At 68.0% G+C, this 14176-nt stretch carries 14 protein-coding genes; 5 read left to right on the forward strand and 9 right to left on the reverse strand.

What is annotated here, in order from left to right:
- Positions 1-105 precede the first annotated feature (105 nt).
- Complete coding sequence (locus CSW60_RS11780; RefSeq protein WP_099537414.1) at positions 106-2169, forward strand: glycoside hydrolase family 65 protein; 2064 nt, start codon at positions 106-108, stop codon at positions 2167-2169.
- On the opposite strand, the gene coaBC is transcribed toward CSW60_RS11780, so the two are convergent.
- The gene (gene coaBC, locus CSW60_RS11785; RefSeq protein WP_099537415.1) at positions 2166-3362 is read right to left on the reverse strand and encodes a bifunctional phosphopantothenoylcysteine decarboxylase/phosphopantothenate--cysteine ligase CoaBC; all 1197 of its coding nucleotides are present in this window, start codon (positions 3360-3362) and stop codon (positions 2166-2168) included. The two genes, CSW60_RS11780 and coaBC, sit on opposite strands and share 4 nt — an antisense overlap.
- A 155-nt stretch (positions 3363-3517) precedes the next feature.
- On the opposite strand from coaBC, the gene CSW60_RS11790 reads away from it, so the two are divergent.
- Together CSW60_RS11790 and CSW60_RS11795 are read left to right on the forward strand one after the other, a co-directional pair.
- Positions 3518-4078: a hypothetical protein gene (locus tag CSW60_RS11790; RefSeq protein WP_161495642.1), complete on the forward strand. Its 561-nt coding sequence runs from the start codon at positions 3518-3520 to the stop codon at positions 4076-4078.
- Between the two features lie 36 nt (positions 4079-4114).
- Positions 4115-4429 carry a DUF5076 domain-containing protein gene (locus CSW60_RS11795; RefSeq protein WP_099537416.1) on the forward strand — a complete coding sequence of 105 codons (315 nt, stop codon included), beginning with the start codon at positions 4115-4117 and terminating at the stop codon, positions 4427-4429.
- 24 nt (positions 4430-4453) lie between these two features.
- Here CSW60_RS11795 and ubiB read toward each other — a convergent pair whose 3' ends face one another.
- Positions 4454-5962 (reverse strand): 2-polyprenylphenol 6-hydroxylase, encoded by a 1509-nt coding sequence (gene ubiB, locus CSW60_RS11800; protein WP_099537417.1) that lies wholly within the window; start codon positions 5960-5962, stop codon positions 4454-4456.
- Positions 5963-6113: 151 nt separating this feature from the next.
- On the reverse strand, positions 6114-6872 hold the full coding sequence (locus tag CSW60_RS11805; RefSeq protein ID WP_099537418.1) for a class I SAM-dependent methyltransferase: 759 nt from the start codon (positions 6870-6872) through the stop codon (positions 6114-6116).
- 83 nt (positions 6873-6955) lie between these two features.
- On the opposite strand from CSW60_RS11805, the gene mutM reads away from it, so the two are divergent.
- On the forward strand, positions 6956-7819 hold the full coding sequence (gene mutM / locus CSW60_RS11810; protein WP_099537419.1) for a bifunctional DNA-formamidopyrimidine glycosylase/DNA-(apurinic or apyrimidinic site) lyase: 864 nt from the start codon (positions 6956-6958) through the stop codon (positions 7817-7819).
- A gap of 82 nt (positions 7820-7901) precedes the next feature.
- Here mutM and CSW60_RS11815 read toward each other — a convergent pair whose 3' ends face one another.
- Genes CSW60_RS11815 through CSW60_RS11835 form a run of 5 tightly spaced genes read right to left on the reverse strand, consistent with a single transcriptional unit; the run spans position 7902 to position 13032 of the window.
- Entirely contained in the window at positions 7902-9446 is a 1545-nt protein-coding gene (locus tag CSW60_RS11815) for a hypothetical protein (RefSeq protein WP_143324155.1), read from the reverse strand.
- On the reverse strand, positions 9439-9681 hold the full coding sequence (locus CSW60_RS11820) for a hypothetical protein (protein ID WP_099537421.1): 243 nt from the start codon (positions 9679-9681) through the stop codon (positions 9439-9441). The genes CSW60_RS11815 and CSW60_RS11820 overlap by 8 nt, the downstream gene beginning before the upstream one ends.
- Before the next feature lie 2 nt (positions 9682-9683).
- Positions 9684-11189, reverse strand: a complete 1506-nt coding sequence (locus CSW60_RS11825) for a S8 family serine peptidase (RefSeq protein ID WP_099537422.1) — start codon at positions 11187-11189, stop codon at positions 9684-9686.
- 29 nt (positions 11190-11218) lie between these two features.
- Entirely contained in the window at positions 11219-12544 is a 1326-nt protein-coding gene (locus CSW60_RS11830; RefSeq protein WP_143324156.1) for a hypothetical protein, read from the reverse strand.
- A 5-nt stretch (positions 12545-12549) separates the two neighbouring features.
- Positions 12550-13032 (reverse strand): hypothetical protein, encoded by a 483-nt coding sequence (locus CSW60_RS11835; RefSeq protein WP_143324157.1) that lies wholly within the window; start codon positions 13030-13032, stop codon positions 12550-12552.
- Positions 13033-13154: 122 nt separating this feature from the next.
- On the opposite strand from CSW60_RS11835, the gene CSW60_RS11840 reads away from it, so the two are divergent.
- Positions 13155-13862 carry a Crp/Fnr family transcriptional regulator gene (locus CSW60_RS11840; RefSeq protein WP_099537425.1) on the forward strand — a complete coding sequence of 236 codons (708 nt, stop codon included), beginning with the start codon at positions 13155-13157 and terminating at the stop codon, positions 13860-13862.
- Here the strand turns inward: CSW60_RS11840 and CSW60_RS11845 are convergent.
- Positions 13837-14097: a hypothetical protein gene (locus CSW60_RS11845; RefSeq protein ID WP_143324158.1), complete on the reverse strand. Its 261-nt coding sequence runs from the start codon at positions 14095-14097 to the stop codon at positions 13837-13839. The two genes, CSW60_RS11840 and CSW60_RS11845, sit on opposite strands and share 26 nt — an antisense overlap.
- Positions 14098-14176: the final 79 nt, after the last annotated feature.

The raw sequence follows: 14176 nt of genomic DNA on the forward strand, positions 1-14176 counted from the left end.
GGGGCGAGGCCAGTAGGACGGCTAGCCGTCCCTTGTTTGGCGGTGAAACCGCGACCCGGTGCTTCTGGTTTGAGAGGGATACCTTCAAATCAGGCGCGGAGTTCCATGAGTAAACCGATCAATCCGCCCACCGAACAGGGCCACAGAGGGCGCGAACTGCCGGCCTATGTCTCCAATGGCCTCATCGGGCTTCGGGTGCGGGAGACGCCGCTGCAGGCGGGCATGTGCCTGGTCAGCGGGTTCAGCGGCGAGCACTACGAACGCCGGATCGAGGCGGCGGCCGTGGCGCCCTATCCGCTGGCCGGCGACCTGGCGATCGACGGCGTGTGGCTCTCCGACGCGTCGCAGCGGGTGTCCGATCTGGAGCAGGCCTACGATTTTTCGACGGCCGAGCTGACCTCTCGCTTCGTTTTCGAAGTCGGGGGCAGGCGGGCCCAGGTGGAGGTCGTCGCCTTTTGCAGTCGCCCAGAGCCGACGCTGGTTTGCCAGGAGATTTCGGTCACCGTCGACAAGGCCTGCGCCCTGGGCCTTCGCGCCATGATTGACGGGGCGGGGGTCGATGGTCGGGCCGTGCGGCACGGGCGCGAGACGCCCGGCGAGGTAGAGCCCGCCACGGATGGATCGGTCCTGTGGGCTTCGGCCGGCGAGCTCTCGACCTGCGGCCTGGCCCTGACGACCGAGGTCCTGGGCGCGGGCGAGGTCATGCCGTCCCGTCCGCCGCTGCGCGACGACCGGCTGGTCTCGGAATATGCGGTCCAAGCCCGGGGCGGGCGCGCCGTCCGGCTGCGCCAGATCGTCAGCATTGTGCCGAACGCCCTGCATGATCTGCCCGATCAGGAGGCCGAGCGCCTGGTCGCCAAGGCCCGGTTCGACGGCTTCGACTCGCTCCGCAAGCAGAACCGCGCGGAATGGGCCGAGCTCTGGAAGAGCCGCATCCGGCTCGAGGGGGCGGATGAGCGCTGGCAGCAAAGGGTCGACGCCGGGTTCTTCTACCTGATGAGCTCGGTCCATCCCTCGTCGCCCGCCTCGACGTCGATCTTCGGCTTGGCCACTTGGCACGACTATCACTACTACTTCGGCCACGTGATGTGGGACATCGAGGCCTTCGTCATCCCCGCCCTCTGCCCGCTGCAGCCTCATGCGGCCAGGGCCATGCTTGAATACCGGTTCGCCCATCTCGACAGCGCCCGGCGCAACGCCCAGCTGATGGGTCGGCGGGGCCTGCAATTTCCCTGGGAAAGCGCCCCGCGCAGCGGCCAGGAGGCCGCGCCGCTGCCTGGCGCGGCCGCCTGGCACGAGGATCACGTATCGCTGGACGTGGCGCGGGCGTTCGTCTTTTACGCCGACGCCACCGGCGACCAGGAGTTCCTGCGCACGCGGACCTGGCCCGTCGTCTCGGGCGTCTGCGACTGGATCGCCAGCCGGGTCTGCAAGGTGCGCGGCGGCTACGCGATCAAGGCCTCGATGGGCATCGCCGAGCGCGAGCGGCCGGTCGACAACGCCGCCTTCTCGAACATGGGCGCCGTGGTCGTGCTGCGCGAAGGCGCGCGGATCGCCCGAACACTGGATTTCGAGGCGGACCCGATGTGGCTGGAGATCGCGGACGGCCTGCAAATTCCCACGCGCGGCCAGGCCGTCGTCTCTCATGACGACTACAGGACCAACGAGGAGAAGGGCGGAACGCCCGATCCGCTGATGGGACTGTTCCCCTTCGGCTATCCGCTATCGCGGGAGGCCGAGACCGCGACGATCTCGCTCTATCTCGATCTCGCCGACGACTATATCGGCAGTCCGATGCTGTCGGCGCTGTACGGCGCCTGGGCGGCCCGGCTGGGCGATCGCGACAGGGCCTTGCGGCTGTTGGACGAGGGCTATGGCCAGTTCGTCGTCGGCCGCTTCCTGCAAACCCTGGAATACCGCGCCGATCGCTTCCCCGAGCAGCCGAAGGCGGGGCCGTTCTTCGCTAATATCGGCGGCTTCCTGATCTCGCTGCTGTTCGGCTTCAGCGGGGTCATGCCGTCGGCGTCGGAACCGGAAGCGTGGAGCCAGCGCCCGGTAACGCTGCCCAAGGGCTGGACCGGCGTCACGGTCGACCGGCTCTGGGTGCGCGGCCGGCCGATGCGCCTGATCGCGCGGCAGGGCGAGACGGCCCGTCTCGATCCGATCTAGGCCAGCGCCTGGGCGATCCGCGCCGCGATCTGCGCCGCGACCACGTCCTTGGCGGCGCGGTCCCAGCGCTCGGTCCTGTCCTTGGTGACCAGCAGCACGGCGTTCTCGCCGCCGCCCATCACGCCAGGCTGGGTGACGTCGTTGGCGATGATCCAGTCGCAGCCCTTGCGGGCCAGCTTGGCGCGGGCGTGCTCCTCGACATGGTCCGTCTCGGCCGCGAAGCCGACGACCAGCTTGGGCCTCTGCGGCCCGGAGGCTGACAGGGTCGCCAGGATGTCGGGGTTCTCGACGAAGGTCAGGGCCGGCGGCCCGCCCTTCTCCTTCTTCAGCTTGGCGCCGAACGCCTCGTCGACCCGCCAGTCGGCGACGGCGGCGACGAAGACGCCGACATCGGCCGGCAGGGCCGCCTGGCTGGCGGCCAGCATCTGGCGGGCGGTCTCGATGTCGACCCGCTTGACCCCCGGCGGGGTGGGCAGGAAGACCGGACCCGCCACCAGGGTGACCTCCGCCCCCAGCTGGGCCAGGGCCTCGGCGATCGCGAAGCCCTGCTTGCCGCTGGAGCGGTTGGTGATGCCGCGCACCGGGTCGATCGGCTCGAAGGTCGGGCCGGCCGTGACGATGGCGCGCTTGCCGACCAGCGGCTTCGCGGCGGGGCCTTCAAGCATGGCGACGATGGCGGCGAAGATCTCCTCCGGCTCGGCCAGGCGGCCGGGGCCGAACTCGCCGCAGGCCATGGCCCCCTCGGCGGGATCGACGAAAGAGACGCCGTCGGCCTTCAAGGTCGCGACATTGCGCTGTGTGGCTGGGTGCAGCCACATCCGCACGTTCATCGCCGGCGCCATCAGCACCGGCTTGTCGGTGGCGAGCAGGGTGGTGGAGGCGAGATCTCCCGCCAAGCCGTTGGCGGCCTTGGCGATCAGGTCGGCCGTGGCCGGCGCGACCACGACCAGATCGGCCGAGCGCGACAGCTCGATATGGCCCATCTCGTGTTCGTCGGTCAGCGAGAACAGGTCCTGATAGACCTTGTCCTCGGCCAGGGCCGCCAGAGACAAGGGCGTGACGAACTGCTCGCCCGCCTTGGTCAGGATCGGCCGCACGGCGATCCCCGCCTTGCGCAGCAGTCGCACCAGCAGCAGCGACTTATAGGCCGCCACCCCGCCGCCGACGATCAGAAGAACCCGCTTGTCGCTCACGCCCAGCTCCCGCTCTCGCGTTCGTCTCGTCCCCTGCACATGCCCATCCGCGCGCCAAAGCGCCAGTGACAATCCTACGGCGAAGATTGGGACTCGACTCTCGTTCCGCTTTCGTTCATCAAACGTCAAGGTAGAGCAATGGGGCGAATACGATCATGAAGGTTGTGAGACAGGTTCCTGTCGGCGTCGTCGCTTGGCTGGGGGTGCTGGCCCTGGCCGCCTGCGACAGCGGCGCTTCGGCGGTCAAGGCGCCCAAGGGCGGCGAGCGCGCCAGCGCGGCGTCCGAGGGGGCCGCCACCGAGGTTTCGGCCGACGCCCAGCGCCGGGCCGATCCGCGCGATGCGCCGGTCAAGCTGGTCGCCGGCAAGCCCTATTGGGCCGCCAACCGCACCCGCACCGCCGAGGAGAACGCCCAGCGCTCGTTCGAGCGCAATGGGGAGACGTTCGGCGCCAAGACCGCCGACGACTATGTCGCCAAGGTCCACGCCTTCGTCAGCGATCCGCCCAAGGGCGCCCAGACCCTGAAGCGGGCCAATGGCGATCTGCTGATCTACGATCCCAAGGACAATGTCTTCGCCGTGGTCTCCCGCGAGGGCGCGCCGCGCACGATGTTCAAGCCCGATGAAGGCGCGGCCTACTGGACCGAGCAGAAGACCCGCGAAGCCCGCCGCGCCACCGCCGCCAAGAAGCGCGAGCGGGATGAGGCGGAAGGGTAGGTTCCGCCCGTCTTCGTTCGCTCACACGAGGTCCTGATGGACGCCCGCGCCATACCGCCCGCTGCGCTTCGCGATACCGACGCCGTCGAATTGGCGCGCGTCTGGATCGCAGAGCAGGGGCTGCACTGCTCGCTGAAGTGCGGGCTGTACGCCGAGGGCGGCGTCGAGACGGAGACCGCGGCCTGGGGCATCATCCTCGCCGACATGGCCGGTCATATCGCCGATGCGCTCAGCGCCGATGGCCTGGGCGGCGAAGGCGCGTTGCTGGACGCCATCGTCGAGAGCTTCAACATCGAGGTCTCGACGCCGACGTCGGAGCGAACGCGGGGACCGACGTCGGACGCCAACTAGAGCCGGCGACCCTCTCGGAGACCTCTACCGCGACAGCAAAAGGCCGGTGACGAAGGCCGCCCCGGCCGTCGCGGCGCCGACCAGAAACCACAGCAGCGGCCAGACGTGCGGGCGCTCGACGTGGACCTCGGTCGTCGTCGGCGGGGCCTCGGCCAGGCGGGCGATGGCGCGAAGGGCGCGCAAGGCCTCTTCGGCGAAGTCGCGGACCTTGGCGGCGGGCGACAGCTCGCGGCCGATCCAGCGGCGGACCACGGGATCGGCGGCGGCCCATAGGTCATGGGTCGGGTCGATGCGGCGGGCCACGCCCTCGACCGTGACCATGGTCTTCTGCAGCAGAACCAGCTCCGGCCGCAGGGCCATGTCGAACAGGGCGGTGATCTCGAACAGTTGCGCCAGCAGGCGGCCCATCGAGACGTCGCGGGCGTTGCGGCCGAACACAGGCTCGCCGACGGCGCGCAGGGCCTGGGCGAAGGCGTCCTTGTCCTGGTGCGCGGGCACATAGCCGGCGTCGAAATGCACCTGGGCGATGCGGGGATAGTCGCGGTTCAGGAAGCCGTACAGGATCTCGGCCAGGTAGCGGCGCTCGCCAGGGCCCAGGCGGCCGACGATGCCGTAGTCGACGGCGGTGATCGTCGAGGGCGCGGCCACGAACAGGTTGCCCTCGTGCAGGTCGGCGTGGAACAGGCCGTGGTCGAGGGCCTGGGCCAGGAAGCCCCGGGTGACGTTCTCGGCCAGGGCCTTGCGGTCCAGGCCTGGCAGCGCCAGGGCGGCCGGGTCGGACAGCGGAACGCCCTCGGCCCAGGTCAGGGTCAGGACGCGCTTGCCCACGCCTTCCCAGCACACCGTCGGCGCGCGCATATAGGGGTCCTTGGCCATGGCCTCGCCCAGCTCGGCGCAGCCGGCGGCCTCGAAGCGCAGGTCCATCTCCAGTTCGAGGGCGCGGATCACCACCTCGACGAATTCGGTGGGCCGAAGGCGGCGCGAGGCGGGCGCCAGGGTCTCGGCCAGGCGCGCGGCCAGACGCAGCACGCCGGTGTCGCGGGCGACCTGCCGCTCGACGCCGGGCCGCAGCACCTTCACCGCGACCTTGCGGCCGTCGACCAGGGTCGCGGGATGGGCCTGGGCCAGGGAAGCCGCGGCGACCGGCTCGCCGATCTCGGTGAAGATCTCGTCGAGCGGCTTGCCCAGGTTGCGGGCGATCTCGGCCTCGGCGATCGCCAGCGGGAAGGCCGGCAGCCGGTCCTTCAGGTGCGACAGGTCCTCGGCGAAGGCGGTCCCGAAGATATCGGCGCGGGTCGACAGGAACTGGCCCAGCTTGATCGCCGCCGGGCCTTGGCTTTCCAGCACCCGCGCCAGGCGCTCGCCCGGCCGGCCTCGCTTGGCCGCGCCGCCGGCGAACAGGCGCAGCAGACGCCCGGCCAGCTTTGCGCCGGGCGGCAGCAGCGGTTCGGCCTCGCGCGGGATCAGGGCGTCGGCCCGCACCAGGGCCCAGCCCGCGCCCGTCAGGCGGAAGAAGGCGGAGAGGGAGGTCATTTCAAAGACCCCGTGTCTTTAATCCGACCTCCCGGCGAATGCCGGGAACCCGCTTCAGCCCGAGCGCGGACCAATCCTGGCGCCGCTCAGCCTTGTGATCTGGGCCCCGGCATTCGCCGGGGAAGTCGGGAGTAGAGAAGGCCATAGGCAATCAGAGCGCCCAGCCCTGGTGCAGGGCCGCGACGCCGCCGGTGAAGTTGGTGTAGCTGACCCGCTTGAAGCCGGCGTTTTCGATCATGCCGGCGAAGGTCTTCTGGTCGGGGAAGCGGCGGATGCTCTCGACCAGGTACTGATAGGCGTCGCGGTCCTTGGCGACCCACTCGCCGACCTGCGGGATGACCTTGAAGCTGTAGGCGTCGTAGGCTTTCGCCAGCGCCTCGGTCACCGGCCGCGAGAATTCCAGGCACAGGAAGCGGCCGCCGGGTTTGAGCACCCGACGCGCCTCGCGCAGGGCCGCGTCGATGTCGGTCACGTTGCGGATGCCAAAGCTGATCACATAGGCGTTGGCGTAGGCGTCGGGCAGCGGCAGGCGCTGGGCGTCGCCCACGGTCCAGGTGATCTCCGGCTCGCCGCCGCGCTCGATGCCGGCGGCGATCATCTCGGCGTTGTAGTCGATGATGTTGATCGTCGCGTCCGGACCACCGCGCCGCTCCTGGGCGTTCCGCGCCATCTTGGCGAAGCGACGGGCCATGTCGCCGGTGCCGCCGGCGCAGTCGATGATCACCTCGCCCGGCTGCGGGTTCAGGCGCGCGGCCACCGCGTCCTTCCACAGACGGTGGACTCCGCCGCTCATCAGGTCGTTCATGATGTCGTAGTTCTTGGCCACGCGGTCGAACACGCCGCGCACCAGGCCCGCCTTCTGCGAGGCGTCGACATCCTTGAAACCGAAGCTGGCGGAGGTGTTGTTCATGACGTCCCGGGGGCGAACTCTCTATAGGATGGTCCGCTATTAGCCCGCGTCACGCGCCGCGTCATCGCCTTAAGGAATGATCGTTGCCCGAACTGCCTGAAGTGGAGACCGTCCGACGCGGTCTCGAGCCCGTCCTGTCCGATGCGCGCCTCGCTCGCGTGCGCGCCAACCGTCCCGACCTGCGCTTCCCGCTGCCCGACGGCTTCGTCCAGCGCCTGACCGGCGCGAGGATCCTGCGCCTGGACCGCCGGGCCAAGTACATCCTGGCCCCGCTGGACCGCGGCGACACCTTGGTGATGCACCTGGGCATGACCGGCCGCTTCGAGATCGCCGCGCCGGAAGGAACCGTGCGCCCCGGCGACTTCGCTCGGGCCGTCACGCCCGAGGACAAGCACGCCCACGTGGTCTTTGAGACCGAGGCCGGCGCGGTGGTGACCTATTACGACCCGCGCCGCTTCGGCTTCATGGACCTGATCCCGACCGACCGCGTCGACCAGCATCCGTGGTTCGCGACCATGGGTCCCGAGCCGCTGAGCGACGCCTTCGACGCCAAGACCCTGGAAAAGGCGTTCGCGAACCGCAAGCAGGGCCCCAAGACCCTGCTGCTGGACCAGCGCACCGTCGCGGGCCTGGGCAATATCTATGTCTGCGAAGCCCTGCACCGCGCCCACATCTCGCCGTTCAAGCCTTCGGGCGGTATCGCCAGGAAGCGGCTTGGGCCGCTGACCACGGCGATCAAGGCGGTGCTGGCCGAGGCGGTGGAGGTCGGCGGCTCGACCCTCAAGGACTTCGCCGCCGCCGACGGCGCCCTGGGCTATTTCCAGCACCGCTTCCGCGTCTACGACCGCGAGGGCGAGCCGTGCCCGACGCCGGGGTGCAAGGGCGTGATCGCCCGGGAGGTCCAGGCGGGACGCTCGACGTTCTTCTGTCCGGTGTGTCAAGTGTGAGGGGTGGCCCCAAGTTGTCGCTTTCCAGTGACCGTTGGAGGTCAAAGGCGTACGCCGAGGCCCGGCCCGCGCGCACCTTGATCTAGACACCGTACGCGCTTCGGACCCGGGTAAGCACTTCGCTGCCGCTCGCGTGGATGGCGAAGGAGGACAGGCCTAGGCCGAGCATGTCGGTCATCCCGCCCCAGGTCAGGTTCGGCGCCCAGACCCATTGGACGGTCGCCAGCACGATGACGACGGTGAACACGCTGTTCGCGACTAGATCGATACGCTGCCGCCACTTGCCGATCTGATTGGCGTTCGCATCGCGACGCCAGGGCCATGGAATGTCGACATCCAGGGCCGAGGGGGTTGGCACGTCGGCCATCATGAGGCCGTTCAGTGGCGTGGCCTGACTTCCTTGCGCGCTGTCGATGGCCGCCTTGAGCGTGGCCAGGGCCGCCTCGACGTCCTTGTCGGCGTCTTTAGGATCGCTAAGCAGCTTGTCCACGGCGCTGGACGCCTCGTTCACGATGTCGGAACTGGGCGTCAGGCGCGCCGCAGCGGCCGCGAGGGCGAGCCATTGTTCGATGCGGTCAATCCTCTTAGTCAGACTCGTGCGGTCGGTCGTACGATCGTCGCCGTCCAGGCGGCGGAGCAGCGCGGAAAGCTCATTGAGTTTCTCAAGGGCGACCCCGAACGCCTCGCCGGCGCCCAGATCCCGCGCTTCCCGTCGAAGGGCGCCCAGACGTTCCCGCAGGGCGGCGACATCTTCCATGGCCAGAACCTTGGCGCGTCCCTTCTCGCGCCAGAAGGTGTACGCCCAGCCGATCACGGAGCCGGCCAGCGCCAGGGCGACGGCCAGTCCCCAGCAGGCGCGGACATTGATCGAAATGTCCGCCACGCCCTCGCCGCCTTCGGCGCCGGATACGCGGACCTTGGCGACATATGCGCCGGGTCCATCCAAGGGGACGGCGATGTGGGCCTTACATCCTGATTGCGGCTGCAGGACGCCTTGAGCGCAGATGATGTCGCCCGTGGCGTCCATCGAGAGCGTGCGTGTCTGCTTGTCGATCGTGCGGGAAAGCGTCTTCAGCCTGGGCGCGTCCAGAGACAAGGCGTTGTCGGTCGGATTGAAGACCGTGAAATCCAGTTTAGCGGGACCTTGGCCGTCGACCTGAAAGGGCGCGCTGGGCGTATCCAGCAAGCCGATCTTCGGCGCCACGGCCCGTCGGTCGATGGTCAAAATCGTGGTGATCGCACCCTCGCGGCGGCGCTGCACAACCCTGATCTGATAGAGACCCGGCTTCGGCGCAAAGGCCGTTGCGCTCAGCGACACCTTTCCACGCGCGGGTACGACAACCGGTTTGTTCAGCACGACGCCGGACTCGGTCCAGCGCCAGGTCGTCTTGGGCTTGGCTTCACCATTGACCAGGCCGCCGAGCTCCAAGGTCATGGCCCGATCGGTGTTGTTGGAGAAGGTGAAAGCCTGGTCCACATCGACGCTAGATACGATTGTCGGCGCCGGCCTCTGCGTGGCCTCGATCGCTAGATCGGCTGCAGACCCCGAGGCCGGACTCGCGATAACGGCGCCCATGATGGTGAGGGCGGCGATCACGACGAGATTGCTCTTAAGGGTGTTAGGCATTGTCGGGTTCACGGTCTGGGGTTGGGGCGGATGCATCAGCGCTGGGTAGCGGCTGTTCGGAGAGGGCCGCGATCGTCCAGCCGTCCAGGCGAGGGCGCATCGCTTCCAGGTGGCTTTCCGAGGCATCCACCAGCAGCGCTACGTCGCCGACCTTGTCGATGACGGTGAACGCCGCGGCGATGGCCTCTAGGTCCGCCGGCGCACTGTCGCGTCGCTTGAGCACGTAGCGCGGCACGTTCAGATCATGGCCGGGTCGGGCATGCCTTGGCCTTCGTAGTTGCGGCCAAAACCCCTGCTGCCGGCCGCGCCGAGCAGCAGCGCGCGAATAGCGTCCGTACGGGCGCGGTCGCGCGGCATGTTCCAGATGTCTGGCGCGCGCGAGAGCAGGCATGCGGCTGCGCCCGCGGCGACCGGCGCGGCCATAGAGGTGCCGCTCATCGGCCCGTAGCGCCCTTGCGGCAGGGTGGAGAGCACGCCGACTCCAGGCGCGGTTAGCGCGATCTGCTGGCCGATATTGGAGAACCCGGCGATAAACTCGTCCGCATAGGTCGCCGAGACTGGCGGCTCGATATCGCCCTCGGGCAGGGCGCCCGGCGGGAAACCGCTTCGCACGCCCAGCGCCGACACCGCCAGGGCGCCGGGATAGGCCGCTGGATAGGCGACGGGCTGGTGGCCGCCGTTACCCGCCGCCACGATCACCAACATCCCTTGTTCACACGCGTCGCGGACGGCTTCCTCCACGATCGGGTCGGCTTGCCCGCCGCCCAGGCTGAGATTGATGATGTCGCATCTGTCCGCGGCGGCGTGGATCATCGCCTTCATGATGGCGTAGTTGGTCGCCGAGCTGGCGTTGAACCCGAACACCCGGTAGCTGCGGATCGCGACGCCGGGCGCCAGGCCGCGCAGGCCGCCCCGGGCGCCGGCCAGGCCAGCGACATGGGTGCCATGGCCGAACCAATCGTTGCCCGCGGTGCGAGCCTCGCCGGTCACGGTGTTGTCCATGCTCACGATGTTCAGGTCGGGATGCGGACCGACGCCGGTGTCGATGACGCCTACGACGACTTGCGTCGTCGGATCGAAGCGGGAGGCGCCGTAGTAGTGGCGCACGGCGTCGGGCTGGGTTCGGTCGACCGGCTGGATGTCGACCGTCATGATCGGTGTCACGTGTACGTTCGCCCGATACGCGCCCCAGTGGCTCGGCTGGCTGACCACGTAGAGACGCTCGACGATCGTGGTGTTGAGGTAGATCAGCGCGTGGCCCGTCATGTCGGTGACGCCCTCGCCGCCGATCTTGCTCGCGAAGTTGCTGTAGGCCACGACCCGGCAGTCGGGCAGCGGGTCGCCCGTGACGGCGTCGCGGCACAGGACCGTGAAACCGTGGCCGCCACTGCCGAGGGGCGCGGCGACGGGCTGGGCGGCCAGGCTGGGCCCGGCGTGGCGTTCGGGAAGCGGGTACTCGACCACTTTCACGGCGCGGACAGGGGCCGGACCGGTGGTCAGCGCCGCCGCCGTTGTGTCGTCCATCTCGACCAGCCTGGGCCCGTCCTCGAAGATGGTGTCGATCACCGTGATCGGGCTGTCGGCCACGCCTGTGTCGCCCAAGGCGCTGATGCTGGTGATCATGGCTGGCTCGGTGCTTTTCACAAGCGCCAGCGCGCCCAGCATTATCGCCGAGCCGGTTTCGAAGCGATCCTCGGGGTGGAGGCCCGTTTCGGCGAGCAGGATGTATTGGGAAATGCCCATGGCTCAAAACCTCCGTGCGGCGGCGCGGCCTATTGCTGCTGTTGAGGGCTGAAGCGGAAGCTGACTGTGAACCTGTCGTCCTTGCCGAGGGCGGGAACCTCGGGATTGCTGCTGGATCCGCCTTTCAGCTCGATCCAGACGCCGTCCATCACCCGCATGTCGGCCGTCAGGGCGTAGAAGCTGCTTGTGTCGTCCTTCAGGGGGCCAACGCCGTAGCTTATGTCCTGGTAGCCGGGCTGGAACGCGATTTTGAACTTCGACTTCTCGTAGCCAAGGTTCAGCGCCACGGAGAGCTTGTCGAAGTCCTGGGTTCCGCCGGTCACCTCGGCCTTGCGGTCGAAGTCGTAGCGGGCGAACAGGGCGATGTAGTTGACCGGCAGTCCCTTGCCCTTCAGCGGGTGGCGATAGGCCGTCCACAGTGAGCCGCCGGTGGAATTGACATGCTTGAGGCCTCCGCCCTCCTCGGCGAGCGCCCAACCGCCGGCGAATATCCAGGAGTCGCGATGGGCGTAGCGGGTGGCGGCTGTTTCGCGGCAGGTCTTCGCGGCGGCTTCGTAGTTCTTGCCGGCTTCGCCTTTCAGCAGCCTGGCGACTCTCTGGTCGTCATCGCCCTGGTTCAGAAAACTGAAGCGCGACGTGATCCAGTTGCTTTGCTGATCCTGTTCGAGGGGCGGAGTCCCGGCCTCCCCGTCGGCTGTGGGCGGCAGGTCGGTGACCTTCTCCCCTGGGCGCAGGCCGTTGGCGTGCAGGTTCCATTCGCTCGTAGCCTGCGCCAGGAAGGTCGAGCCGCTATGGGCCGGCCTGCCGATATTCGTCAGATAGGCGCTGTTGACGCAGCTGCTCAGAGTGGCGTCTAGCCGATAGTCCGTCGGATCGAGCCATTCGCCGGCCTGGCGGCGGCCTTCGAGAAGCTCGGTGGTGAATCCGAGGCCGATCTTGTTGGGCTTGCTGGCCTGGCCGCCCGCGTAGCCGAGGCTGATCTCGGTGCGGGCCAGGATGCGCTCGAAGCGCGAGGCGCTCTTGTACTCCAACAGACTCACGCCAGGATGCAGCCAGAAATAGGGCGTCCCCCCCACAGCGAAGCCTGGCTTCAGGTTACCGTTCTCGTCGACATGGCTCAGTAGGGACGCGAAGCTGACGCGGGCGGCGCCGGGGTCGATGATGCTTGTCGGGGACAGGTCGATGACGGCGAAGCCCGGCGCGCTCGGGATCGTGGTGTCGATCTCAAGCGCCCGCGCGGCGGGACCCTTGTCCTGCGCCAAGGCCTGCCCTGGAGCGCCTTGCGCCACTGCTGCGGCCAGGGCGCCAAAAGCCAGGACGGCCGCTCGACGGAGCGTCTTGTCGTGCTGGGTCATGGCGCTCACCACACCGAAATGGCTTTGTACTGACGATCGGCGCCAGCAGGATCCCCTTCGCCGAGTTGGCCGGGGCAAAGCGCGGGATTGGCGTTGCCGGAGCCGGGCAGAAGCCCGCCGTTCTGGTCCAGAACGGTCACCGAGGCGGCGTAGGGGCCGTTGCGCCCCTGCGCGTCGAAGACCCGCCAGTAGATCTGGAGCTGGATGGAGGTGTCGCCTTCTTCGAGGGTGATGCCGCTCCAGCGATAGTCCGTCGCGGTCGGGGTGGCCGGGCCCTGGTCGATGAGCTGGCCATTCTTGATGCGGGTCAGCTCCAGGTCGCCGACGTTCAAGGCCTGGCCCGCCTTGAAGATGACCTGGATCGACTGCGTGTCTTTCTTGAGCTTGAACTGCATGCTCGCCTCCATGTCCGGGCGGCTGATGTCGGGCCGCCTTGCATGGGTGCGATCATCGGTCGCGATCGCCGGGCTGACGGTCGGCAAGGTCACGCTCGCAATGTGCGATTTCTCACACTCGCCCGACGAGAGCTGGTCGAGGGCTATGGCGATGGTTGCGAAGCGCGACCCGGCGTTGTGTAGTCTCAAGGCTTGCGTTCGGGGGAACCGCCGCGATGACGGACCAGACCGAGTTTTTCCGCGCCCTGGAGGCGGACGTCCGTCGAATGACGCTGGAGCAGTCCCGTGTCGTGCGGGCGCGCAAGGGACAGACGGTCCTCAGCCATGGCGTCCATTCGACCGAAGTGTTCTTCGTGCTCGAAGGCAGCCTGATCGTGATGCTCTATTCATCGGACGGTCGCGAGGTGTCGCTGCGCGATCTGGCCGTCGGGGAGATGTTTGGCGAACTGGCGGCGATCGATGGCAAGAGCCGCTCGGCCAGCATTGTGGCCCAGGACGACTCCCGTCTGTTGGCCGTGAGTCAGACGGCGTTCGCGACGGCCGTATCCAGCACGCCGGCGGCGGCCACATGGCTGAACCGCCATCTCGCGGCTCAGATCCGCGCGCAGACCGACCGGATCTTCGAATTGAGCGCGCTCAATGTGCGGGCGCGGCTGCACTGCGAGCTGCTGCGCTTGGCGCGGAATACGCTGGGCCAGCCGGGCGCTGTTCAGATCCGCCCGGCGCCCACCCACGCCGCCCTCGCCAGCCGGATCGGCGCGAACCGCGAGGCGGTCACGCGCGAGATGCGGGCCCTGGTGGAGCGCAATATCCTGAAGGGCGGCCGTCGCTGCCTCGAGTTCCTGGACCTAGCCAAGCTGGAGAACGCGGTGCAGCGACTAAGCGCGGACGGTCCATCTAGCCCGCAATCGGATCATCAGTAAGGCCGCCGTTGCGCGGCAGGCTTTCCGGAAGATCCGTGAAGAATTTGTCGAGCACCTTGTCGGCGTCGGCTTGCGGAACGACCTGGTAGAGACGGTAGACGGCGGCCAAGATTTCATGTTTGCACATGTGGAGCGCATTTTTGTACCGCTCCGGAAAGGCCTGGATCTCGGGATCCATGCAGAAAATCTTAGATGCGCGCGCGGCGGCGCTCTTGCTGAAATCACCGTCAGCCATTTTAGCCCCCAAAAGTTGCAGTGACATACGCCTGCAAGCTATACCTTATGGTTAACGCTTCGTTAAGCTTCAACTTTGA

The sequence above is a fragment of the Caulobacter sp. X genome, assembly GCF_002742635.1.
Classification (GTDB): Bacteria; Pseudomonadota; Alphaproteobacteria; order Caulobacterales; family Caulobacteraceae; genus Caulobacter.